The 24,054-nt window shown below is 67.9% G+C and carries 22 protein-coding genes; 5 read left to right on the top strand and 17 right to left on the bottom strand.

The features are described from left to right. Positions 1–7 precede the first annotated feature (7 nt). Positions 8–1,129, top strand: coding sequence for a hypothetical protein (locus tag IPK24_19165; GenBank protein ID MBK8077627.1), 1,122 nt, complete (start codon positions 8–10; stop codon positions 1,127–1,129). 9 nt (positions 1,130–1,138) lie between these two features. Here IPK24_19165 and IPK24_19160 read toward each other — a convergent pair whose 3' ends face one another. The 7 genes from IPK24_19160 to IPK24_19130 all read right to left on the bottom strand — a co-directional run bounded on the left by IPK24_19160 (position 1,139) and on the right by IPK24_19130 (position 7,995). Continuing rightward, complete coding sequence (locus IPK24_19160) at positions 1,139–1,924, bottom strand: GntR family transcriptional regulator (GenBank protein ID MBK8077626.1); 786 nt, start codon at positions 1,922–1,924, stop codon at positions 1,139–1,141. Next, complete coding sequence (locus IPK24_19155; protein ID MBK8077625.1) at positions 1,863–2,747, bottom strand: tryptophan synthase subunit alpha; 885 nt, start codon at positions 2,745–2,747, stop codon at positions 1,863–1,865. Before IPK24_19155 ends, IPK24_19160 begins: the two co-directional genes overlap by 62 nt. Next, positions 2,744–3,925: a tryptophan synthase subunit beta gene (gene trpB / locus IPK24_19150; GenBank protein ID MBK8077624.1), complete on the bottom strand. Its 1,182-nt coding sequence runs from the start codon at positions 3,923–3,925 to the stop codon at positions 2,744–2,746. Before trpB ends, IPK24_19155 begins: the two co-directional genes overlap by 4 nt. A gap of 153 nt (positions 3,926–4,078) precedes the next feature. Further along, on the bottom strand, positions 4,079–4,636 hold the full coding sequence (locus IPK24_19145; GenBank protein ID MBK8077623.1) for a hypothetical protein: 558 nt from the start codon (positions 4,634–4,636) through the stop codon (positions 4,079–4,081). 199 nt (positions 4,637–4,835) lie between these two features. Next, positions 4,836–5,933: an ABC transporter ATP-binding protein gene (locus IPK24_19140; protein MBK8077622.1), complete on the bottom strand. Its 1,098-nt coding sequence runs from the start codon at positions 5,931–5,933 to the stop codon at positions 4,836–4,838. Positions 5,934–5,965: 32 nt separating this feature from the next. Continuing rightward, positions 5,966–7,207, bottom strand: a complete 1,242-nt coding sequence (gene modB, locus IPK24_19135; GenBank protein MBK8077621.1) for a molybdate ABC transporter permease subunit — start codon at positions 7,205–7,207, stop codon at positions 5,966–5,968. A gap of 383 nt (positions 7,208–7,590) precedes the next feature. Beyond that, the gene (locus IPK24_19130) at positions 7,591–7,995 is read right to left on the bottom strand and encodes a TOBE domain-containing protein (GenBank protein ID MBK8077620.1); all 405 of its coding nucleotides are present in this window, start codon (positions 7,993–7,995) and stop codon (positions 7,591–7,593) included. 356 nt (positions 7,996–8,351) lie between these two features. Between IPK24_19130 and IPK24_19125 the strand changes: the two genes are divergently transcribed. Further along, a complete protein-coding gene (locus IPK24_19125) occupies positions 8,352–8,933 on the top strand; it encodes a PspC domain-containing protein (GenBank protein MBK8077619.1) in 582 nt (193 codons plus the stop codon). Between the two features lie 96 nt (positions 8,934–9,029). On the opposite strand, the gene IPK24_19120 is transcribed toward IPK24_19125, so the two are convergent. From IPK24_19120 to IPK24_19095, 6 genes are all read right to left on the bottom strand, one after another. Beyond that, complete coding sequence (locus tag IPK24_19120; GenBank protein ID MBK8077618.1) at positions 9,030–10,862, bottom strand: xylan 1,4-beta-xylosidase; 1,833 nt, start codon at positions 10,860–10,862, stop codon at positions 9,030–9,032. A 67-nt stretch (positions 10,863–10,929) separates the two neighbouring features. Next, positions 10,930–11,670: a carbohydrate ABC transporter permease gene (locus tag IPK24_19115; protein MBK8077617.1), complete on the bottom strand. Its 741-nt coding sequence runs from the start codon at positions 11,668–11,670 to the stop codon at positions 10,930–10,932. A 148-nt stretch (positions 11,671–11,818) separates the two neighbouring features. Beyond that, entirely contained in the window at positions 11,819–12,760 is a 942-nt protein-coding gene (locus IPK24_19110; GenBank protein ID MBK8077616.1) for a sugar ABC transporter permease, read from the bottom strand. A gap of 3 nt (positions 12,761–12,763) precedes the next feature. Continuing rightward, positions 12,764–14,044, bottom strand: coding sequence for a sugar ABC transporter substrate-binding protein (locus IPK24_19105; protein ID MBK8077615.1), 1,281 nt, complete (start codon positions 14,042–14,044; stop codon positions 12,764–12,766). A gap of 443 nt (positions 14,045–14,487) precedes the next feature. Then, on the bottom strand, positions 14,488–15,204 hold the full coding sequence (locus IPK24_19100) for a Crp/Fnr family transcriptional regulator (protein ID MBK8077614.1): 717 nt from the start codon (positions 15,202–15,204) through the stop codon (positions 14,488–14,490). A 27-nt stretch (positions 15,205–15,231) separates the two neighbouring features. Continuing rightward, positions 15,232–15,684 (bottom strand): hypothetical protein, encoded by a 453-nt coding sequence (locus tag IPK24_19095; protein ID MBK8077613.1) that lies wholly within the window; start codon positions 15,682–15,684, stop codon positions 15,232–15,234. Between the two features lie 195 nt (positions 15,685–15,879). Here IPK24_19095 and IPK24_19090 point away from each other — a divergent pair, with 195 nt between their 5' ends. Both IPK24_19090 and IPK24_19085 read left to right on the top strand, forming a co-directional pair. Continuing rightward, complete coding sequence (locus IPK24_19090) at positions 15,880–17,127, top strand: DUF4062 domain-containing protein (protein ID MBK8077612.1); 1,248 nt, start codon at positions 15,880–15,882, stop codon at positions 17,125–17,127. Positions 17,128–17,194: 67 nt separating this feature from the next. Continuing rightward, the gene (locus tag IPK24_19085) at positions 17,195–17,704 is read left to right on the top strand and encodes a hypothetical protein (GenBank protein MBK8077611.1); all 510 of its coding nucleotides are present in this window, start codon (positions 17,195–17,197) and stop codon (positions 17,702–17,704) included. Between the two features lie 3 nt (positions 17,705–17,707). Here IPK24_19085 and IPK24_19080 read toward each other — a convergent pair whose 3' ends face one another. Next, positions 17,708–18,676, bottom strand: a complete 969-nt coding sequence (locus IPK24_19080) for an aldo/keto reductase (protein MBK8077610.1) — start codon at positions 18,674–18,676, stop codon at positions 17,708–17,710. 421 nt (positions 18,677–19,097) lie between these two features. On the opposite strand from IPK24_19080, the gene IPK24_19075 reads away from it, so the two are divergent. Beyond that, positions 19,098–19,346 carry a hypothetical protein gene (locus IPK24_19075; GenBank protein MBK8077609.1) on the top strand — a complete coding sequence of 83 codons (249 nt, stop codon included), beginning with the start codon at positions 19,098–19,100 and terminating at the stop codon, positions 19,344–19,346. Between the two features lie 49 nt (positions 19,347–19,395). On the opposite strand, the gene IPK24_19070 is transcribed toward IPK24_19075, so the two are convergent. From IPK24_19070 to IPK24_19060, 3 genes are read right to left on the bottom strand one after another with little or no spacing between them, the layout of a single operon-like run. Then, positions 19,396–20,769, bottom strand: coding sequence for a hypothetical protein (locus IPK24_19070; protein ID MBK8077608.1), 1,374 nt, complete (start codon positions 20,767–20,769; stop codon positions 19,396–19,398). A gap of 3 nt (positions 20,770–20,772) precedes the next feature. Then, positions 20,773–22,719 (bottom strand): DUF87 domain-containing protein, encoded by a 1,947-nt coding sequence (locus tag IPK24_19065; GenBank protein MBK8077607.1) that lies wholly within the window; start codon positions 22,717–22,719, stop codon positions 20,773–20,775. Beyond that, positions 22,716–23,843 carry a hypothetical protein gene (locus IPK24_19060; protein MBK8077606.1) on the bottom strand — a complete coding sequence of 376 codons (1,128 nt, stop codon included), beginning with the start codon at positions 23,841–23,843 and terminating at the stop codon, positions 22,716–22,718. The genes IPK24_19065 and IPK24_19060 overlap by 4 nt, the downstream gene beginning before the upstream one ends. Positions 23,844–24,054 lie beyond the last annotated feature (211 nt).

Genomic DNA, 24,054 nt, shown 5'->3' with positions numbered 1-24,054 from the left:
GATCGCGATGATCTCCCAGCGATTCCGTCTCGTGGTCCCGCTCCTCGCGGCTGTGCTGTGTGCCCCGGCGGCGATGCCGCCCGCTGTCGCCGACGCGACGGCGGAACCCCGGCCCGCCACCGTCACCGCGATGCGGTTCTCCACCGACCACCTCGAGCTGTCGGGTCTGCAGCGGGGCTCCGTCACCCTCGAGCTGGATCTGGCCAGCCCCGACTACGACCCCGACCTGCCCGGCAGCCCCGTCGGCGCGAACGTGGTGCTCGACGGCGGGCGTCCGGGCGGCCCGCTGACCTTCTTCGAGTGGGTGAACCTGAGTCTGGTGTCCGGCACCCGTCGCGACGGCGTCTGGCGCGGTACCTTCCACTTCGCCTCGGCCTCCCGCGGCACGTGGCGCGTGGAATGCGTCCTGACCCCGGGCAGCTCGGCCGTGAGCCAGAACCTGCCGTTCTGTGCGCCGCACGAAGGGGTCGACTACCCCTCGGTGACCGTCGTGGGACGTCACCTCCCCGCGTTGACGATCGCGGTGACCCCTGATCCGATCCGGCGGCAGAAGGTCGTCCAGGTCACCGGGCGCCTCACCGACAGCGAGACCGGCAAACCGCTGAGCGGGGTTGCCCTGACAGCCGAACCAGAAGGTTTCTGCACGGCGCAGGCGGCGCGCGCCTCCGTACGAACCGACGCGGACGGTCGCTACCGGATGTCGATGGACCCGCGCGGCGGTCCGACGGTCTGTCTCATCGCGACGGTCCCCGGGGTCCGGGCCCAACAGGGAGCTCCCCTCTACGCCGGCGCCCTCGCCCCCTTGCACTACGTGGTCCAGCTGACGGCCCGCGCCGCGACACCGACGGCGAAGCTGACCGGCACCGTCAGGGTGACCGGCCGGATCACGTACCTCTATGCACCCGCCGTGGTGATCCAGGGCTATCTGCCCCGCCTGCAGCTGCAGCGCCGTACCCGTGGGGTGTGGCTCACCGTGCAGACCCGCGCGAGCGGCTCGCCCTTCGTCCTGACGGCCCGGGCCGACGCCCGCGGCGGAACGCGGGGCTCTCAGGTCTACCGGGTGGTGCTGCAGACCCAGCAGCGCTTCGTCCGGGCGGTATCGCCGTCGTTCGTGGTCCGCGTGACGTGACCTGCCGGCTCACGCCCGGCCGGTCTCGGGGCGCGTCCACTGCAACGACACCCCGTCGGCCACCCGACGGGTGCGGATCTCCATCGCCGACCCGAGGATCGTGGCCTGGTCGAGCACGACCGCCAGACCGTCGCCCGTCATGCTGAGCCGTTCGGAACAGAACAACGCCTCCCCCGGCGCGCGGCGCAGCAGGCCGGCGACGGGCTCGGCGAGCACCCCGGGCCGTAGCACCTCCTCGGCTGCCTCGACCACGACCCCGACCTCGGCGAGAGCCGCATAGAGCGAGCGCGCGCTGAGGTCGACGTCGGTCAGCAGGTGCGCCCCCGGTTCGCCCACCCACGAGATCTGGTGGACGGCGGGCCGCCCGCCGATCAGCCGGATCCGTTCCAGCCGTAGCACTGTCGCGACACGCGAACGAGCACGCGGGCCAGCGGCGCCGGCCAAGCCGAGCTGCGCTGCGACATCCGGCGGAGGTATGACGAGCTCGTGCACCAGGATCTCGGTGGCGAGCTGCTGGCCCTGGGCAGCCAGGTCCTCCTCCAGCCCGCGCAAGCTGTCGAGACGGTAGGCCGCGCGGGGCTCGCTGACGAAGGTGCCGCGCCCGGGCTGCTGGCTGATCAGCCCGTCGTCCTGCAGCAGCTGCAACGCCTGGCGCAGCGTGGCCAGCGTGACCCCGTAGGCCGCGCTCAGGTCACGTTGCGAGGGCAGCGCCTGGCCCGGCTCGTGGACGCCGTCACGAATCGCCGCGGCCAGGTCGGCCGCGATCGTGCGGTATTTCGGCTCGCGTGGCTGCATTCCCGTCCTGCCGTGAGTGATCGAGTGCCCGGCGCACCACCGACACCTCGCGCGCGACGTCGTCCGGGGTGGCGCCGTCCAGCACTCTACGCATCAGCGCCGAGGCGATGACGACCCCATCCGCCGACCGCGCGGCCTCGACGGCCTGACTCGCCGTCGAGATGCCGAAGCCGATCAGCACCGGCAGGTCGGTCGCCTGCCGCGCCTGGGCCGCGACGCGGGCGGCGGCCGGGTCGAGCCGCTCGCGCACCCCGGTGGTGCCCATGGTGGCCACGACGTAGACGAAGCCGCGGCTGCGTCGGCAGATCTCGTCGGAGCGTCGCGGATCGGTGGACGGCGCCACCAACTGCACCAGCTCGATACCCGCCTCCCGGGCCGCCGACTCCAGATCGTCGACCTCGTCGAACGGCACGTCCGGCACGATCAGCCCGGCCACGCCTGCGTCGGCCAGTTGCCGGCAGAACCGTTGCGCGCCAGGGTGGAACACGAGATTGGCGTAGGTCATCACGATGGTCGGCACGCTCAACCGGCCGCTCACGGTGGCCAATTCGGCCAGGACGGCGTCCGGCCGGGCGCCGCGGGCCAGCGCCCGATCGCCGGCCTGCTGGATCACCGGCCCGTCGAGCATCGGGTCCGAGAACGGCAACCCGATCTCGACAGCGTCGGCCCCGGCGTCGGCGTAGGCGACCAGGTGGTCGGTCCAGTTCGCGCTGACGCCTCCCATGACATAGGGCACCAGGGCGGCACGGCCCCGATCCCGGACGGCGCGCAGTCGGGTCTCGACGCGCCCGGGCGTGATGGTGGTGACGGTCTCGACAGTCATGACGACCGCTCCCCCTGCTGCTCATGGTGCTGCATCAGGGCTGGCATGTCCTTGTCGCCCCGGCCCGACAGGGTGAGCAACACGGTCGAGGCGGCGGGCAACTCCGGGGTACCGGCCGCGCGCAACACCCAGGCCACGGCGTGCGCCGACTCGAGCGCGCACAGGATGCCCTCGGTGCGGGCCAACCGGGTCAGTGCCGGGATCACCTCCTCGTCGGTCACGCTCACATAGCGGGCGCGGCCGATGTCGCCGAGGTGGGCGTGCTCCGGGCCGATGCCCGGGTAGTCCAGCCCGGCGGCGATGGAGTGTGCCTCGCGGATCTGGCCGTCCTCGTCCTGCAGCACCCGCGAGCGATAGCCGTGCAGGACGCCGTCCCGACCGTCGCCCATCGCGGCGCCGCCGGCGGCTTCGACCCCGATGAGTTCGGCGCTGGTGTCGGCGAACCCGGCGAAGCTGCCCGCCGCATTGGAACCTCCACCGACACAGGCGATCACATGGGTGGGAACAGCCGCCGCCAGCACTCGGGCACATTGACTGCGGGCCTCGTCACCGATCACCCGCTGGAATTCGCGGACCATCCAGGGATAGGGATGCGGCCCCATCACCGAGCCGATGCAGTAGTAGGCCGTATCGGTGACGCCGACCCAGTGCCGCATCGCCTCACTGGTGGCGTCCTTCAAGGTTCGGCTGCCGCTGGTGACCGGGATGACCTCGGCGCCGAGCATGCGCATCCGGAACACGTTCAGCGCCTGACGTTCCAGGTCGCGCTCACCCATGAAGACCGTGCAGCTCAGGCCGAACAGCGCCGCCGCCGTGGCCGTGGCGACGCCGTGCTGACCGGCGCCGGTCTCGGCGATCAGCCGGGTGCGCCCCATGCGCCGGGCCAGCAACGCCTGACCCAATACATTGTTGATCTTGTGGGACCCGGTGTGCGCCAAGTCTTCTCGCTTGAGCAGCAGGGTGATACCCAGCTCGGCGGACAGGTTCCAGGCCGGGGTGAGTGCCGTGGGCCGTCCGACATACTCGGCCCGCAGCTGATCGAGTTGGCGCCGGAACGCCGGATCGGCCCAGGCATCCCGGAATGCCGCCTCGACCTCGGCGCACGCCGCGACCAACGACTCGGGGACGAACCGCCCGCCGTAGTCACCGAACCGCCCTCGCGCGGACGGCGCCGCCATGTACCGCTGACCCACCACACCAGGCGCGCCGGAGGTCTCGATCACGCCACCGGACGCCAGAGCCACCTCGGTAATGCCCTCACCTCGAGAGTTATAGAACTGTTGGCGTCAACCATGCCACAGTTCTATAACTCTTGCACCATCGAATCCTGCTCAGGTGTTCTGGGCTTCCCAGGTGAACATCGCCGAGGCGCTCAAACCCATCACGCTGCTGGAGTTCTGCAGCGTGTAGGTGATGCGGTAGCTCTTGGTCTCGGACGCGGCGCCGGTCGGCGACCAGCTCGAGACGCCGGTCGCGAAGCTGCTGTGGGCCGCGGCGAAGGTGTCGAGCGTGTCCCCACCGGACGACAAGGTCGTGGCCGAGACAAAGCCCGTGCAGGACAAGGTGTTCCCGCCGGTGGCACCGCTGCCCTGCTCGACCGTGAAGTCGATGTACTGCCCGAGGGTGCCGGTGGGTGTGCCGAGGTAGAACTTCACCGCGCCGGCCAACGTGCCGGTGTAGGTGACGTTGATGCACTTGGTGTCGGTGTCGCCGGGGCCGAGGTTGGTCGCGGAGAACATGACCGAGCCGGTGTCGTCGTCCGCCAGCACCACGGTGCCCGAAGACCACTGGTTCGTCCCGTTGCTCGTCGAGGCGGTGAACGCCGCATTCGAGGCCTCGTAGACCACCGCGCTGCTCACCAGCAGCGCGATCGGCAGCGACACGACCATGGTCCGCCGACGCTTCCCCCGCGTGCGTCGAGCGGGCTCGTCGCGGTGCCGGGCAGTGTCCGTGCTGGTCATGGCGGGTCCTTCCGCGGGCGGTCTCCTGCCGTACCCATCGGCAGCTCGACCGCCCCGATTGACCGCCACGCCCCCCAACCTTGGTGATCAGGCAATCCGTGCACGTTCCTGTCGCGTTCGCCACGGCTCAGGCCGGGTAGGCAATGACCTCGGTGGCCTTGGCGGTCAGCCACACCTGCCGGCCGACGTCCAACTGCAGCGAGGCCAGCGCAGCGGGCGTGATGTCGACCAGGGCGTCCGGGTGGCCCTCGACGCCGACCCGCACCCGGTCGGTCAGCAGCTCCAGATGCGTGATCACGCCGGACCAGACATTGCGCGCCGACCCGGCGTCCGGTTCGTGGGTGTGCAACGAGATCGCCGTCGGCGCCAGCGCGACCAGCATGCGGCTGCCGGGCATCGGCAGCACCGCGGCCTCCTCGACCTCGTGCGGCCGGCTTCCCGCGGCATACAGGCTGCTGCCGTCGTCCAGGTCGACCCGCCGGGTGGCGCGATCGGCCAGCGCGCCGCGGTACAGGTTGAGCCCGACCAGCCGCGCGACGTAGTCGGTGGCCGGACGCCGCGCCACGGCTGCTGGCGTGCCCTCCTGCACGGTGCGGCCGGCTTCGAGCACGAGGATCCGGTCGGCCAGGATCATCGCCTCGAGCGGGTCGTGGGTGACCAGGATCGTGGGGCCGGCGAACGTCGCCAGGTAGCGGCGCAGCTCACCGCGCACCTCCAGCCGGGTGCGCGCATCCAGCGCCGACAGGGGTTCGTCGAGCAGCAGCAGCGCCGGTTCGGCGGCCAGCGCCCGGGCCAGGGCGACCCGCTGGGCCTGACCACCCGACAGCTGCGCCGGACGCCGCCCCGCGAGGTCGCCGATGCCCAGGCGATCCAGGACGGCGCCCGCCCGCTCGCGCGCCGGAGCACGCCGCAGTCCTCGCGAGCGGTCGGCGAACGCGACGTTGTCGAGCACCGACAGGTGCGGGAACAGCCGGTAGTCCTGGAACACCACCCCGACCCGGCGGTCCGTGGCCGGCACGAACACCCCACCGGCGGGGTCGTCCCAGACCGCCTGCCCCACCCGCACCCGGCCCGAGCCGATCGCGAGCAGCCCGGCCAGGCAGCGCAGCAGCGTCGTCTTGCCCGCGCCGTTGGGGCCGATGACCGCCAGGATCTGCCCGGCCTCGACCTGCAGGTGTGCCTGCACCGTCAGCTCACCGCGCCGGACGCGGATCTCGGCGTCCAGCCCGGCACCTACCTGCTCACCGTCCAGCTGGGTCACAGCGTCGTCCCCGGCCGGAGCCAGCGATCACGCAACAGCACCAGCACCGTCACGGACACCGCGAGCAGCACCAGGCTCAACGCGATGGCGGCCGGGGGGTCGGTCTCGAAGGCGCGGTAGACCGCGCTGGGCATGGCCTGCGTGACCCCCGGCAGGTTGCCGGCGAAGGTGATGGTGGCGCCGAATTCACCCAGGGCTCGTGCCCAGCAGAGCACGCTGCCGGCGGCGATGCTGGGCAGGATCAGCGGCAGCGTCACCCGCCGAAAGGTGGCGAACCGTCGGGCACCGAGGGTGGCTGCAGCCTCTTCCAGCCCGGCGTCCGCACTACGCAGGGCGCCCTCGACGCTGACGATCAGGAACGGCATCGCCACGAACGTCTCGGCCAGCACCACGGCGGCCGTGGTGAACGGCACCGTCACCCCGAACCACCGGTCGAGGTACTGTCCCACGACGCCGAGACGCCCATAGGCGAGCAGCAGCGCGACCCCGCCGACCACCGGCGGCAACACCAGCGGCAGGGTCACCAGTGCCCGCAGGTACCGCAGCCCGGGAGCGGTCGAGCGGGCCAGCACCCACGCCAACGGCACCCCGAGCACCAGCGAGATCGCGGTGGCGCTGGTCGCGCAGATCAGCGACAGCCGCAGCGCATCGACGGCCTGGGTCTCGACCAGGATCCGGGGTAGGTCACGCCAGGGCGCCCGCAGCAGCATGCCGAGCAGCGGCACGAGCAGGAAGGCGACCGCGAGGGCTGCCGGCACAGCGATCGGCCACGGCGTGCGCGGCGTCCCGACGGAGCGGGTCACGGCCGCGCGAAGCCTGCGGCGGTGAGCACCGCCGCGCCGTCCGGGGACAGAACGTAGTCGACGAACGCCGAGGCCAGGCCGGGGTTCTTCGAGCTGGTCAACGGGGCGATCGGGTAGCTGGTCGAGGCGTTGACCGCGGCCGGGATCTCGATGCCGGTGACCTTGCCCCTGTTCTTGGCGTTGGCGGCCCGGACGTCCGTGACGTAGACGAGCGCCGCGTCGGCCTCCCCCAGGGTGACCTTCGACAGGGTCGACTTCACGTCGGCCTCCTGCGAGACCGGCTTCACCGCTGAGCTTGGCGTTGGTGAAGACCTTCGCGGCGGTCGAGCCGCACGGCACCTCCACCTGGCAGAGCACCACCTTGACGCCCGGCTCGGCCAGGTCCGACAGCTGCGTGATCTCGGCTGGGTTGCTCGACGGCACCACGATCTGCATGACGTTCTCCGCGAAGGTCTTCGGGCTCGCGGCCGCCTTCGCCGTGACCACCTGGTCCATGGTCGTGGCGGACGCCGAGGCGAACACGTCGGCCGGCGCACCCTGGGTGATCTGGGTGGCCAGGGCAGAGCTGGCGCCGAAGTTGACGGTGATCGTGGTGCCCGGGTGCGCGGTCTGGAAGTTCGTGCCCAGCGTGGTGAGGGCCTCGGTCAGCGAGGCCGCGGCGAACACCGTGATCGAGCCCTGGACGGCGCCCGATGCAGACGCCGATGAGGACGAGCCACAGCCGGCCAGCACCAGCGAGGCGGCGGCCAGGGTGAGGACGAAGGGACGTGACTCCGAACGAGACACCCAGAGCTCCCAGAGTTGGACGACAGGAACGCTTACTCGTCGGGGATCTCCACGACGACATTGGTGGACTTCACGCTCGCCACGGCGAGCACCCCGGGCTCGAGCCCGAGGTCGTCGGCCGCCTCCCGACTCATCAGGGAGACCACCCGGAACGGCCCGGCCTGGATCTCGACCTGGGCCATCACGGTGTCCTTGATGACCTTGGTGACCAGGCCGCGGAAGTGATTGCGGGCGGACTGCGCCACCGTCCGACTGGTCGTGGGTGGCGCCTGAGCGGCCAACTCCTCGGCGAACGCAGCCAGCACGCGACCATCGACGACCTGGCGGTTGGACCCGTCGCGCGTGGTGGCCAGTCGGCCGTGGTCGGCCCATCGACGCACAGTGTCGTCGCTGACGCCGAGCAGCTCGGCGGCTTGGCGGATCCGGAAGCTGGTCACCGGATGATGATAACCGCATCTGCGGATCTTCTTATGCCGAGAATCCGATCTAGCGTTCATGGCATGAAGCTGACAACGCAAGTACGGAACCGTGGAGGAGTGCGCATTCCTTCGCGAGCTGGCGTACCCATCGCACCAGATTCGTCAGAACCGGCCCCGCGGACGGCTCGCGGGGTCGCCCGGCCCAGTTGTGACGATTCTGGTGCGATGCCGACAGCACGGGAGCGACCGGGATCCCCCCTCCCCTCGGTAGATCGGCGTCATGGATGTCCCCGACCTGCGGTCAGGGGCGGTTCAGGGTGCGGCCGGGGTCGGCACCTGATCCGCCCAACGCCTCGGGTGACGAGAGTGGAGTCATGACAACGACCGAGACCCCCGCCGCCCCCACCACCCTCACCATCGACTCCGACGAGCAGCCGTCCTGGGGCTCCGCCCCCGCCGCCCCGTCGACCGACTCCACCGGCTCCACCGGCTCCACCGGCCCGGCGTTCACCCCGCCGCCCGTGACCTCGCACCCGGTGACCCCGCCCGCTGCACGGTTCTTCGACACGATCCGCAGCGCCGGTGTGGTCCGCACCACCCGTGGCTCCGGCCGCATGATCGCCGGCGTCGCCTCCGGTCTGGCCCGCCGCTGGAACCTCGACCCGATCGTCGTCCGCGTCGCCTTCATCGTGCTGACGTTCCTCGGTGGTCTCGGCGTCTCGCTCTACGGCCTGGCCTGGCTGTTCCTGCCGCAGGCCGACGGCCACATCCACGCCCAGCGGCTGCTCACCGGCCGGATCAGTATCGGGTTCGTCGGCGCGCTGCTGGCCGCCCTCGCCGTCACCGACAGCGGGTTCGCACTGCCCGTCGCCGCCGTGACGGTGGCGGGAATCCTGCTGCTGGTGCGCAACCGTCACCCCCGCCCCGCCCAGACCACCGTCACCGGGACCCACTGACCCGCCCGGCCGTGTCGGCGCACTCAACCCACCTCAGCAATCAGGCCCTTCACTCCAGCCGAGTGAAGGGCCTGTGCGCTGCGCAGTGAGATGCGCTCAGGCGGGTTCGAGCTCGATCAAGGTGGCTGCGGGCATGGTCAGGGTCAGCTCCAGGTCGAGCGATCCCCGTGCGGTCACGGTCGACTCGGTCACCGGCAGCTGGACGGCAGCCTCGAGCTGCGCCCACTCGGCGTCGTCCACGGGCCAATCACCGAGCGCCAGACCGGTGACGGCAGCGACCAGATCGCCCCGGCCCACCGACAGGTGGGTCTGGCGTAGCCGCCACTCGCCCTCGACGCCGAGCAGGGTCAGCTCGACCCGGCGCTCGAGGGCCGCCGCCCCCGCGGCCTTGGTCTGATCGAGGGTCAGGTTCCACAGCAGGACGGCGATGCGCCCGTCATCGCCCCGGCTCGCCCAGACCTCGACCAGGCTGCCGGCGCCGTCCCCGGTCATCACCGCCGGCAGCTCCTGCTCGCCCAGCCGGGAGAGCAACCGCAGCGCGTGGTAGCGGGGCTTGGGCAGGTTGCCCACGGTCTGCAGCCCGAAGCCTCCGTGCAGCAGTCGTGGGGGTGGACCGAGTTCCTCGAAGTGGTCGCTGGCCACCCAGTACGACAGGGCGTCGACCCGTCCGGCTGCCGACCGCATCCCCCGCAGCAGGAACACCCCGGCGAAGACCGAGTCGTTGATCGGGTCGAAGTGTCGCGGTGTCACGCCCCACTCGGTCCACAGGATCCGCGCCCGATCGAAGCCGTACCGGGCCAGGGTCGGCCGCACGTCGAGCGGAGGGCTTCCGTAGGTGTGGGTGGAGACGAAATCCACCGGCGACCCCGACACCTGGCAGTGCGCCAGCAGGTCGTCGACCCACCCCGCGGCCGCCGACGACGGGCCGCCCACGGCGAGCCGGTCGTCGACGCTCTTCAGCGCCGCCGCCGTCACGTCGTACAGGTGGAACCACTCCTGCTGGGTGCCCGACCAGAACACCTCGAGATTGGGCTCGTTCCAGACCTCGAAGTCCCAGTGCACCACCCGTTCCCGGCCGTAGCGGTCGACCAGGTGCTGCGCGCAGGCACGCACCAGCTCGCCCCAGCGGTTGTAGTCCGAGGGCGGGGAGATGATGGCTCGGTAGGCGAAGACGGTGCGCTCGGGGTCGGACGCCAGATCCCTCGGCATGAAGCCGAGCTCGACGACCGGCTCGAGCCCGATCTCGACCACCGCGTCGTAGATCCGGTCGACGATCGAGAAGTCGTGGATCAGGGGCGCACCGACCGAACGCAGCACGGCGGTGTCGTCGTGGAAGATGGCATGCGCGCGCACGGTCTGGACGCCGATCTCGTCGTGCACCCGGCTCAGCGCGGTCCGCAGCTCCTCACCGATCACCCGCCCGCCGGACAGCGCCGGCGACAGCAGCTGGGACAGACGCTCACTGCCGATCATGTGCTGCCACGGCCGGGCCAGCGGCGTCCCGGCCTCGCCAGTAGGCACCGTGACCTGTACCTGCGGCGGCGTCCCCGGGGACGGCACCGAACGGGCCGGCACCGACGGACCCAGGTCGCCGACGACGCTCACCTCGGCCAGACTCGCGACGGCGTACCAATACTCGGCTCCCACCTCTCCGGTGGTGTCCAGATACGGCGCGAACGGGACTGCCAGCACGTCGCCACCGTGGTGGTCCACCGGGGTGAACGGACCGGCTGCCGACGGCGCCCGATGAACCAGGTAGCCGACGGCACCGTGAACCGGTTCCCAGTCGAGGGTGACGTGACCCACCCCAGCGACCGCGGTCAGCCCTGACGGGGGTGGCAGTTCGGGGATCCCGACGTGCAGTGGCACCCGAGCATCACTCGGTCGCGAGACCCGGGCCTCCCAATCGATCCGCGCCGCGGTGTCCACGCTCGCCGCTGGGGCAGCAGACTCGGGTAGGGCGGTCATGTCCGGTTCTCCTCGCTGAGTGACGATCTCATTTGATGCCCGTGGTGGCGATGCCCTCGATGAACCGGCGCTGGAAGATCAGGAAGACCACGAGGACGGGCGCGACCACCACGGTGGCACCGGCCAGCAGCAGGCCGTAGTTGACCTGGTTCTGCCCGGTCGAGAACAGCGCCAGGGCCACCGGCAGGGTGTAGTGGGTCTGGGTCTGTGCCACCACGAGGGGCCACAAGAAGCTGTTCCAGCTGCCGAGGAAGGTCAGGATGCCCAGGGTGGCCAGCGCCGGCCCGCACAGCGGCAGGATGATCTGCCGGAAGATGCGCAGTTCACTCGCTCCGTCGACCCTGCCGGCGTCGAGCAGGTCGTCCGGCAACGTGACGATGAACTGGCGCATCAGGAAGACCCCGAACGGCGTCACCAGGAACGGCAGGATCAGGCCCGGGTAGGAGTCGACCATGCCGAGGTTGGCGACCAGCACGAACAAGGGCACGAAGGTCACCATGCCGGGCACCATGAGCGTGCCCATCACGAGCCCGAAGACCACCCGTTTGCCGCCGAAGTTCAGCTTGGCCAAGGCATAGCCCAGCATCGAGCAGAAGACGAGGTTGCCGGCGGTGACGACGACCGCGACCAGGGTCGAGTTGAGGAAGTACCGGGGGAAGTTCTGCTTGTCGAACAGATCGCGGTAGTTGTCCAGGGTCGGCGACTGCGGCCACCAGGTCGGCGGTACCTGACGCAGTTCGCCCTCGCCCTTGAAACTGCCGAGGATCATCCAGACGAACGGCGCGATCACGGCGATGAACCCGATGCTCAGGATCAGGTAGAGCCATCCGCTGGAGATCGCCGACCTCTTGGTTGCGCTGGTTGCGCTGGTTGAAGTGGCTGCGCTGGTTGCGGTCGTGTTCACGCGTGCCACCCCGTCAGGTGTTGGAGCGCAAGAGCCGGAACTGGATGGCGGTCAAGGCCACGACCACCACGAAGAGCAGGTAGCTCATCGACGCCGCGAAGCCGTAGTTGCCGAACCCGAACTGCTGGTAGGTGTACATCGACACCGAGACCGTGGAGTTCAGCGGGCCGCCCTGGGTCATCACGAAGGGTTCCTCGAAGAACTGCAGGTACCCGATGCCGGTGGTCACCGTGACGAAGAGCAGCGTGGGTCGCATCAACGGCAGCGTCACGTAGCGGAACCGCTGCCAGGACGACGCGCCGTCCAGCGACGCCGCCTCGTGCAGCATCGCCGGAACGGACTGCAACCCGGCCAAGAAGATGATCATCGCCGTGCCGAAGTTGCGCCACGATGCCATGACGATCAGCGAGGGCATGGACCATCGGGTCGACCCGAGCCAATCCGGCCCCGCGATGCCGATCCAGCCCAGAACGGTATTGACCAGACCGTTCTCCGGTTGCAGCAGGAAGCGCCAGACCACGGCCACCGCCACGATGGAGGTGACGACCGGGGTGTAGTACCCCACCCGGAAGAGGGACCGGAACCGGGTGATCCCCTTGTCCAGGGCCAGCGCCGCAGCCAGCGCGATCCCGAGCGTCAGCGGGACGCCGACGATCACGAAGTAGGCGGTGTTGAGGGCCGCCTGGCGAAACGTCTCGTCGCCGAAGGCCCGCACGTAGTTGTCGAAGCCCACCAGGTTCACCGCGAAGGGCGAACGCAGGTCGCGGGCCTTGATGTCGGTGAAGCTCATGTACAGCGACGAGATCACCGGCCAAGCGGTGAACACCGAGAAGAGCAACAGGAACGGCAGCGCCAGGATCCAGGCCGCCAGGCTCTGCCGCGATCCGTGCTTGACGCGCCGGGTGACCAGAGGTGGCGGAGCCGTGCGAAGCGGCGGCGGTGCAACGGTGGTCATGGCCTAGTTCCCGGTGCCGATCGCCGTGGCCTTGGACTGCACCGTCTTCAGCGCCGCAGCGGGTGACAGCGCGGACTTGGTGACCTTCTCCATCTCGGCATCGAACGCTGCCGCCACCTGCTCCCAATTGGCGATCGCCGGCGGGGCTTTGGCGTCCTCGAGTTGCTTGCCGAAGACGGCCAGTTTGGCGTCCGCGGTCAGTGAGGCGTCCTGCCAGGCACTGCTCACCGACGGCAGGTCGGTCGACAGCTTGTACCAGGCGATCTGGGTCTTCGCCTCGACCAGCCACTGCACGAACTTCCAGGCGCTGTCGCGGTTGGTGCTGTTCTTGAACACGACGAAGTCGGAGCCGCCGACGAACGAGGTCGCCGTTTTCTGCTTGGGCAGCAACATGACGCCGTACTTGTCCTTGAACGCGGCGCCGCCCAGCTTCTCGACCGCGCCCATCTCCCAGGGGCCGGAGATGAACATCGGGATGGTCCCGTTCACGAAGGCCGCCTCGATGAACCCCTCGGGCAGCTGCTTGGCGGCGATGCCCTCGGTGAAGTAGCTCTGGTAGTAGGCCAACGCCTCGGTCATCTCGGGGCTGTCGAAGGTGAAGGACTTCTCGTCGTCGGTGACGACGGCCGCTCCGTTCGACCAGGCGAACGGCAGGATGGTCTGCCACGAACCGGTGCCCCCGGGTTGCAGGTTGATCCCCCAGGTGGCGCCGGCCTTGGTCTGCATCGCCTTGGCCATCGCCTTCAGACCGGCCCAGTCGGTGGGCAGGGTCGTGATACCCGCCTTGGCGGCCAAGTCCTTGCGGTAGTAGACCAATCGGGTCTCGACGTACCACGGCACCCCGTAGGAGGTCCCGCCGACCTCGGTGGTCTTCTGTGCCCCGGCGAAGAAGCTGCCCTTGTCGATGCTGCTGGGCGTGGGATCGAGTGCCTGCGTGGCGAACTCACCCATCCAGGTCGTGCCGACCATCGCGGCGTCCGGGGTCTTGCCGGCAGTGATCGCCGTCGCGAACTTGTCGTGCGCCGAGTCCCAGGGAATGGCGGTGACCTGCACGGTGACCCCCGGGTTGGCGGCCTCGAACTGCTTGGCCAGCGCGGGCAGCTTCTCGCCCTCGGTGCCCATCGCCCAGACCGTGATCGTGCCGGTGGCCTTGCCCGAGCTCACGACACCGGCCGTACCGGTCGAGGTCCCGGCGGAATCGGCCGACCGTCCACAGGCGGCCAGGGCGAATGCCGCCCCGAGCCCGAGCGCGACGGCGGTCGTGAGACGAGAGTGCCGTGTCATGGTGGTTCTCCCTGGTCGAGCCGGAGCTGGTGCAGGAGGGCGGAAGGCGGTGTGAACGCCGCGAACGACGCGCGCGGCGGGCACGTGTCAGCGATGGCTCGGTGTTCTGCCCGGGGCTCTGCTCGGTCGTCGAGCTGCTGGGACCGTTCGCGATCGGGGCGCCTTGTGGCGCCCTCGGGTCGAGATCCCTCGCTTGGTCATGACGCCGAGCGCTGCGACCCCCGTCGCCAGCAGCACCACCGCGGGTTCCACGAGAACGAACATCGCCCAGCCTCCAGAACTCGGGAACGACGTCCCGTGAGCTCCGCGAGGTCTGGGCGAAGGTGAAGCGAGGGCGAAGGCACCCTCACGCCGCATCGACACGGCGTGAGGTCAGTGAACGCCCACCGGTGGTGGGTGTCAACACGAGATCACGGCGCTGTCGTGGTAGGGCAAGGTCGGGATCAGCTGACTCGCTGCGCCAGGCCGAGCACCGCGACCGGGTCGAGGACGTCGATCCGCCCGCGGCGCAGCCGGATCAGGTTGCGCTCGCGCAGATCGCCCAGAACCTTCGTGGTGGTCTCCCGCGTGGTGCCCACCAGGTCCGCGAGTTGATCGTGGGTCAGCCGCACCGCCGTCGGAGGTGAACCGGCCAGCGTCGCCAACGTGGAGCAGATCCTCGCCGGCACCGGCTTGAAGACGGTGTCCGACAACCGCGTCTCGAGGACGCCGACCCGCGCCCCCAGCAGAGTGGTGATCCGGGTGACGATCCGGACGTCGCTGAGCATCAGCCGCTCGACGTCCCGGCGGCTCATCACACAGACCACCCCCGGGTCGAGCATCTCGGCGTAGGCGCCGTCCATCTGCTGCCCCAGCGGAGGCATGTCACCGAACAGCTCACCCGGAGTGATGATCGCCGTGGTCAGACTCCGTCCGTCGGTGGCGGTCCGGTAGAGCCGGACCCGCCCTCGTTTGAGGATGAACAAGACCTCAGTGCGCCGCTGCATCCCGTAGAGCAGCGCGCCGCGGGCCACCTCGCGCATCGGTGCCGCGTCGGCGATCGCCTGCATCTCCGCCGCCGACAGGTCGGCGAACAGGTCCATCTCCGACAGCCGCCAGGTGCGAACGGAGTCGGTCAGCTCCCCCGAACCCGCGGGGCCGAAGCCGGCATGCTCACCCATGTTCGCCTCCTGTCACGCCGGCCTGACTCAGGCGGTCGCCCGGCGGCCCAGAGCCCAGCTCACGGCCCCCAGCACCATCCCGAAGATGACGTGGCCCATCAAGCTCTTCCATGCCATGGAGTCGATGGTGAACAGCGGCATGCCGAGCTTGGCCGGCATCAACAACAGCGGACCGAGCACCCACCACACCATGCCGTACCCGGCCCCGGCGCCCACCATCGTCAGCGTCCCGCCCGAGAACCGCGTGGTGATGACCCCGAACAACCCTCCGATCACGGCAGAGATCGCCAGGTGCACCACCCAACCGACCGCCGTGGACGAGGACCCGACCAGCTGCGCGACCATCGGGATCATCCCCATGGCCTGCATCATCATCCCGAACACGAGCCCGCCGGCCACACCGCCGGCCGCTGCCGCCGTGACCCGCGACATCACCGACGCCGTGAGCGCGGAGGTTCCCCGAGTTGCTGTCGTCGCCATGACCTTCTCCTCCCGGTGACACCCCCAGCGGGTGTCACTGACCGGGACGGTAGGAGGCTTTCCGTACGACTTCTGTGTGCTGGGACACAGTCCGCGGTCCTCACCGGACGTCATCCGCGATCAGCCATGTACGTATCGACCACGTCGCCGCCTCATGCGTGTGTCCAGTCCGATCTGTCGACCGGAGCGAGCGCCATGAGGATCTTCGTGTCGTCCACGTCTCGGGATCTCGCCGAGTACCGCGCCGCGGCGATCCGCGGGCTGCGCCGGCTCGGCCACACGGTGGTCGCGATGGAGGACTTCACCGCCGCGCCGGCCTACCCCCTGAGCCGGGTGGTCGAGCTCGTCCGCGCGAGCGACGCCTATGTCGTCATCGTCGCGTGGCGGTACGGCTTTCCCCCGGTCACGGAGGACGTGGCCGACCTCCCGGTGGTGCCTGCGGGCCGGGCTGGCATCTCCATCACCGAGTGGGAGTACCTCGCGGCGAAGGAGGATCCGGATCGGCCGATCCTGCCGTTCCTGCTCGCCGAGACGGCGCCCTGGCAGCCGCAGGACATCGACGGCTTCGACGACCACCACGGTGCGGACACGACCATCGACCAGGTGCGCACCTTCCGGGCGACCCTGGCACGCGAGCACATCGTGTCGTTCTTCAGCCGGCCCGACGAGCTCGAGGCGCTCGTCACGGCGGCGGTGACGTCCGCCCGATTGGCCCGCGGCGTCTTCCTCAACCAGTTCAGTCTGGGCACGCCGATCCAGGGGCCCGAGACGACCCCTGATGCCTCGTACCCCGGGCGGATCGTGGACATCGTCCGCCATCGTGGCGGTGAGAGCGTGGCCCACGTCAACATCGCGAGTCCGTGGTGGTCGACGCGGCTCTACCTGCTCGCCTTCCTCCTCGACCGGCTGACCGCGACCCGGCGCATCCTGGTCACGGACGACGCGGAGTTCGTCGGGCTGCTCCCGCTCGGCGCGGTGCTCCGCGGGATGGCCGCACTGCACGACCGGATCCGGGAGTTCGAGACCGCAGAACGGCGACGCGCGCAGACCGAGCCGGACGTCGTCCGCGAAGCCGAGGCGCTCGTCGAACTGTTCCAATCGTGCTTCCGACCGCGCGGGCCGGACGGCCAGGCGCGCCCAGCAGCCGGGCCGAGCCCCGAGTCCGTCGAGGCGTCGACGAAGGTCGACGTCACCAAGGCCAATCTGCGACGGTGGTTCGAAGACTCCCTCGTGACCAGCCCGATCCACCTCGAGAGCACGACCCGGGCGCGACCGCTCGACCTCGTGCGGCTCTTCGACTTCCCCGGCGACTTCGTGCCGATCACGGTCGTCGAGCGCGCCGCCCAGAAGGACGTCGTGAAGTACCACGTCATCGACAAGCGCGCGCTGAGCCTGCAGCTCGCGAAGGCCTACGTCACCGAGCTGCTCGACGAGAGCGGATAACCGACATTCCCGCCACGTCGGCGATCCGTGCCCGCGCACTCCCGCCCCGGCGACATACTCATCCGCCATGACGGATGCAGTCCCGGCGACGGGCACGATCTTCAGTAGCCGGCCGTACCGGCACCTGCCGGTGCCCGGCGTCCTCGGGGTGCTCATGGTCGTCGTGTTCGGCGGGATCGCCGTCGCGTTCAGCCTCAGCCTGCTGCCGCAGGTGCCCGAGCACCCGTGGGTGCTGCTGATCTGCCTGGCCTCGTTCTGGCCGCTCGGGCTGCTCTGGCTCATCGGCCGGCTGACCGGCCGCTACCGGCTCGTGATCGAGGCCGATCGCTCCGTCGTCCTCACGATGCCGTTTCGGCGAGTGCACCTTGGGCCGCAGGACCTGGCGACCGTGACGGCGGGAACCGTCGGCACCATCGTGGCCGGCACCGCGGCGCGGCGTCCGGTGCTGGTGTTCTCGAACGCCGCCGGCGAGGTGCTGGCGCACTGCTTCCAGGCGGCGTTCAGCGCCGAGGACCTCTCGGGCTTCTTCGGCGCGCTCGCGCAGGCACGACCCGAGGTCGAGATCCTCCGAACGTAAGGCTCACCACCAGAAGTTGTCCTGCGCGGCATATGGCCGCTCGAGGTCGGCAATCTCCTCCGCGCTGAGCCGTAGATCGAGCGCTGCCACGGCGTCCTGCAGGTGATGGGGCTTGGTGGCGCCCACGATCGGGCAGGCGACGACCGGCTTGGACAGCACCCAGGCCAGAGCGACGTGCGCCATCGGCACACCGCGGGCAGTTGCAATCTGTTCGACACCGTCCACCACGGGCTTGTCGACGTCCCGGTCGAACGCCTTGGCCACGGTGTCCGTGGAGGACCGGGCGGTCTGCTCGCCCCACGGGCGCGCGGCGCGGCCCTTGGCGAGCGGAGAGTAGGGGGTCAGTCCGACCCCCTGGTCGAGGCACATCGGGATCATGTCCCGCTCCTCCTCGCGTTTGAGGACGTTGTACTGGTCCTGCATCGCCGAGAACTGCGCCCACCCGTTCAGGGCGGCGGCATGCTGAAGCTTGGCGAACTGCCACGCCCACATCGACGAGGCGCCCAGGTAGCGGACCTTGCCCGCGCGAACCAGGTCGTCCAGGGTCTGCATCGTCTCCTCGACCGGCACCTGGTCGTCGAACCTGTGCACGTAGTAGATGTCGACGTAGTCCGTACCCAACCGTCGCAGGGACGCGTCGGCCTGCTCGAGGATCGCCTTGCGGGACAGGCCACCTCCGCCCGGCCCGTCATGCATTCGGCCGCTCACCTTGGTGGCCAGCACGATGTCCTCGCGGCGGGAGAACCTGGTGACTGCGCGGCCGACGTACTCCTCGGACGTACCTGACTGGTAGACGTTCGCGGTGTCCCAGAACGTGACGCCCAGCTCGACCGCCTGCCGGAACAGCGGCGCGGCGGCTTCCTCGTCCAGCGTCCACTGGTGCAGACCAGCGCCCGCCTGGCCGTAGCTCATGCAGCCCAGCCCGACCCGGCTGATCTGCAGACACGAACGCCCCAGCCTCGTGTACTCCACCTCGACACCCTCCAACCGGACGCGCCGTCGGACAACCGCAGGGACGCAACTGACGGCACGCTCACGGCCGGTGCCCCACCGTTGCTGGCACGCTCTGCCCACACTGTGCCCCACAGTGCCACTCAGGTTCTCCACTCGATCCGGGTGAAGGGCCTGTGACCTGCAGAAAATGCGGTGGAGCTGAGGGGACTCCGTTCGACAACGAGAGAAGCACCCGGACGAACATCGTGTCCGGGTGCTTCTCGTTGTGGAGCTCCTGGGACGTTACTCCAACTGGACTTATTGGACAAAACGCCTACCAAATGTACCCACAGCTATCGAAACACCCGTGATGAACACCGTCCGTCACGATCCAGTGCAGCGACGGCTGCACAAGACGGAGATAGCCGATCTCGTAAGGCAGTACCGCCAGGGAGCTACGGTGTACGAGCTCGCCGACTCCTTTGGCATCCACCGTACGACAGTGTCAGACCACCTGCGCCGCCAATGCGTCAGGCTGCGTGGCCACAGAATGACGGGCTCCGAGATCGACCAGGCGGCGGCGCTGTACCAAGCGGGCCTTTCGCTTGCGCGGGTTGGCGAGCGGCTGGGGTTCGACGGCAAGACCATCATGAACGCGCTCCATGCCAAGGGCGTGCGGATGCGCGACTCTCATGGGCGCGAGCGGTGAGGGACCCAGGGCGGCCGGGATCCAACAGTGGCACGACCAAGTAGCGCCCTCAGCCGCGGGTCGTGCCCAGACGGTCCCTGGCGAATGTCTCGAGGATGCGACTGCTTGGAACGTCGGACAAGGAGATGAGCCGGTTGGCCAGAGCCACTGGGATCAGTGCGTTGTCATACATCGAGCACTTCAGCTCCGAGACGGCGTGCAGGACGCTGGCGGCGTTGAGGTAGTCCTCAATCTTGGGCGCGGGGGTGAAACCGCCTTTGGTAGGGATGGTCGCCACGTACGCGTTGCCGTCTCCAGCCTTGAAGACGAGCTTGCTGCCCCAGTAGGTGTTCTTACCGTAGGGATCAGGGCTATTGGGGTCACCCGGGACGACGTACTTGTAGATGTACTCGTTCGTTAGCGGCAGGACGGAAGACTTGCGTAGGTGCTCGTCCATCTGGATGGCGTGCTCGACGAAGGCCCCGCTCTTCTCCAGACCAACGACGTTGAGGAGCGAGACCTTGCGGCTGTTGTCAGCCGGATCCGGCTGCTCGCCGAGGAACGACGCCATCTCTCGGAACGGTTTCGAGAGCGGTGCTGTCTGGCCGAAGAAGGCCAAGGGGCCGTCCTTGATGAAAAGGATCTCTCGTAGGAGGGCTGGCTTCATCTGCCAGACCGCACGGATCACGTGGGCAAGCACGGTCTGCTCAAGGAGCGTCAGGACGTAGGAGGAGATGCCGGATGCCCCCATCTCCTCGTCGATCCGCTCATGCAGGCGGAAGACGTCGATGAGCAGGATGGACTGGCCGCACTGGGCGCACGGAAACTCATCGGGGGTGGCCGGCGTGACGGCGATGCCCGTGGCGTTGCAGGCTGAGTTTGGACAGCGCTCGATGGTCCAGCTCTTCGTGCCCCCCAGTGCCCAGCCACGGAAGATGAGCCAGCGCAGCGTCGTCACCAACGGCTCGTCGCCTGCGTGGCGCTTTAGGAAGAACTCGTGCAACGTGCGCCGGACTGAGTCCGTAAGCGACAGCCCGTTTAGCGAAATGTTTCGCGTGGGCAGCACGAGGCTGTAACGCTGGATGTTCTTCAGTCGGATGAGGTCTTCGGGTGCAATGAAGGGCTCTCGGTCCAACTCGCGCAGTGCTTCCAAGTGGAACAGCAGCGGCCCGAACGCGAAGAACGTGACTGAGGCCGAGGGGAACTGCGTGCGCACTGGGGTTTCGCGCATGCTTCCGTCGACTGCTACGACAGCCCGGATCGGCTGGTCCGGCAGTTCTGGCAGGTCCACGAGAAGTGTGTCGAGAGCGCTCTTCTCGGCCGGGCGCGGGATGGTGCACGAGTCGAGGAACTCCTGAACCATCGGGTTCGAGATGACGTTGCCATGAGAGATCTTGCTGGCACGCTCAATGGGCTTGCGACCCCGCACGCTGGAATACGCCATGCTCTACGCTCCAGCCACTTTGAACTGATCCACCTGGATCGGCACGATGAACGTGTTGGAGTCGGTCTTGAGGCGAATGAAGCCACGGTCGGTGGTGCGGCGCAGGCTGTCGGTGAAGTCCTCGAAGTCGTAGTACTTGTTGAGTTCTCGCAGCTCGTCCTGGTTGTTGAGGTGCGACACGAACCAGTTCTGTGTGTTCTTGAGGATGCTGCCAGAAATGGAGCTGACCTCTTGGGTGGCATAGCACAACCCGAGACGTAGCTTCTGCCCTTCCTTGGCCAGCCGGTTGTAGATGAGCGTGAGGTCCTTCTCTTCCTTGCGGGGGAAGAGGTTGTGGGCTTCTTCGAAGTAGAGCTGAATGAAGTTGGCTGCGTGGTTATTGATGAACCGTTGCATACCGTCCGCGAAGATCTTCCTACAGACGCGATCAGAATAGGTGCGCTGGATCGCTGGATCGCCCTGGGACAGGTCGATGATGACGATCTTGCCTTCCCGCAGCAGCCCCACAATCTCATCTTCAAACGAGGCGCTGAGGGTGGGTGTGTGAAGATCGCGACCCTTGATGAGCTTGCGGAAACCACTCTCCGTTGCGTTGGCTGCGCCCGGTGTGCGCTTCCTCGTAATGAAGCGCATCAGCGTCTGGAGGTCTTCTTCCGCCCACTCTTTCCCCTTGTTCGCGCTCTTGTATGCCTCGAATGGGCCACTCTGCTCGCGATACTTGTCCCAGGCAGCAGAAAACCAAGCGGCGGCGTCATCCAGGCTGATTCCCTTGCTTGGATCAACGCCGTCGAGGCCAGGCACTCCAGACCCCATGATTAGCGCGTGCGACGCGAACTTGACCGTTTCTCCGCGCTGCTCGAATCCTGCCCTGTAGAGGCACACCTTGTACGCGGCAAGTTTGCGCTCGTAGCGAGTCGTCGCTCCCCTGTCGCTGGGGTCAGGCACCTCCCAGTCGATACTCGTGAATGCCTTGACGTAGTCGGCGCCGTCATCCGCCAGCAGAGTCGACAGCAAGCCGAACCCGTCATGGATCGATCGGTAGAAGTTGAGCTTCATGACCTTGAAGCCCGGCTTGTCTAGCACGCTGTAGCGGGTGACCCGTTCGGGGTACTGCTCGAAGATGGCTGTGCCGTCATCCTGTTGGTTGGCGTTCGCGTACTCACCGTTGATGTCGAAGATGATCTGGCCGACGGGAGCCAGCGGCTGGCCGCCAACCTGCACTCCTGAGTCCGAGATGCCGACCGTTGCCTGGATGATCTTCTTCACGGAGTTGGACTTACCGGTACGGGTCATGCCGAAGAGCGCCGTGCGCTTGCCCAGGAAGTCAAGTGCAGAGACGTAGACAGGGGCCTCAACGCTAGGGTCGTGGAGCAGGCTGGAGCTGTAGCGGATGCGCCCGATTCGCTCGTCGCCCACGCCGCCAGGGATCCCGCCGTCACGGAAGTTGACGATGTACTCCAGCACCCGACCCGTGGGCTTGACGACACGGTAGTTGTGTGGCGAGTAGAAATTGTCGAGGTCGCCGGCGAACCGAATCCTGGCGTCGGCGTCCCTGTAGAAGGTGCCGATGACGCGGCACTCGAGGCCCGAGAACTGAAACTCTGCCCGGGTGTATGAGTCGATGGGCGTGCCGTCCTGGTCCGGCGTGATCTCCTTGTAGTGGTCGACCATGGCCATGACGATGTCGTCATCCGTCGGCAACTTGGTCGGCCGGAGCACCCGCAAGAGGATGGCCTCGTCGATGTCAGGCTCTCCGTTGTACAGCGCGAGCAGGAACGCTCCAGCGGGGACGCCACCGACGCCACGCTTCCACTTGTCGTTGCTCATCAGTCGAAGCCGGTCGAAATCGAGGTAGAACGGCCGGCCGACGAAGGCCTCGTTCTTGCGGCACTCGGCGAACAAGTCGACGGTTGCGAGCTTCTTGAGGTCTTCGATGAGGGCAGTGGTCATAGCGCGGAGGGTTCCTTCTTAGGTAGTGATGGACGGTCCCAGCTGAGATTCACCGGCACAGGGAGGGCCGTCTTGGTGGGACTCATGATCAGGAGTCGATCGACCTTCGTGGCTCGACCAACATTGTTCTTCCAGATACGGCTCACCTTGTGTTCGGTCGCGAGCCGATCTGGCACGATGCCGTGGAGGTGCCACCCCTGACTAGACGCCACCTCATCCCAGACTGACTGCGCCAGGTTCAAGTCCCCGTCCTTGCGACGCACGTCACCTATAACTAAACACAGGTAGCCATCCGCTGCAACGGCTTCGCGTAACTGGTTCAGCACGGAGCCCATGAACGTGTGGTACTTGGCTAGAGAGCCACTGCTCATCAGCGTCGCATCAACTTGCTTGGGCGTCTGCCCCAAGAACCAGAGGCGGACCCAGTTGTATTTTCCGTACTGGATGACCTGGAGGTATGGCGGCGACGTCAGGATGAGCTTGGCGCGATTGTCACGCAGGCTCTTGGGTGGCCGCTTGGTGGCGTCCTGCATCCAAGCGCTACCGCTCACAATCGCCTCGTCGGGAAGGCCCATCCTGTCCAGCTTGCCCTGCAACATGGCGAAGACGTCAACGTTGGGCTTTACGAGCCCGTGGTCGGTGATATATCGGCGGACATAACCTGGGGACATCGCGAAGGTATTCGGCATGGAGATGGAGAAGCCTGCGGTAGCGCCAGCGGAAGAGTGGTTAGCGTGCAACATGCCCAGCGTGACGGCCTTGAGAAGGTTGTCTACTTGGTGGTTCGGGCGTAGCCGTGACTTGAGATAGACAAGTTGCCGGAGCGTCGAGTCGCTGTAGAGCATCCGAATGTCGTCCGGCTCCGACGAGATGTCTATGTCGGACGCTGAATACTCCTCCGTTAGCGTCTTTAGGCGTGACGACACTTGCTGGTACGACGGAATAGCAGTCTTCGAGCGGGAGAGGGCTACGGCCAAGGGGTTGGCGTCACTGGCGACAGCGCGCCGTCCGAGCATGAGCGCCTCTAGGGGCGTTGTGCCTCGGCCAGAGAACGGGTCGTAGACCGTGTCGCCTGGCTTCGTGAGCCACTCGATGACATACCGCGCGAGCTGGGGCGGAAACATAGCGAAGTAGCTGCAGACACTGTGCAAGGGGTGACCCCAACGCCGAGGCGCCTCGTGCCAGCGAGTGCACAGAGTGTCGAGATCGGTCAATGGTAGATCCTGAGGCATTGTCTTAATAATGGGCCACCCCGCTCAGAAGATCAACGCGGGTGTACACGCTGGCGCGCGGGCAGCCTCGGGTAGCTCGTGACTCCGGGTACGTATCTGCGGC

It is taken from the genome of Kineosporiaceae bacterium, assembly GCA_016713225.1.
Taxonomy (GTDB): Bacteria; Actinomycetota; Actinomycetes; order Actinomycetales; family Kineosporiaceae; genus JADJPO01.
Note: the sequence above shows the minus strand (reverse complement) of the source record. Positions and strands in the feature narration are given on the sequence as shown.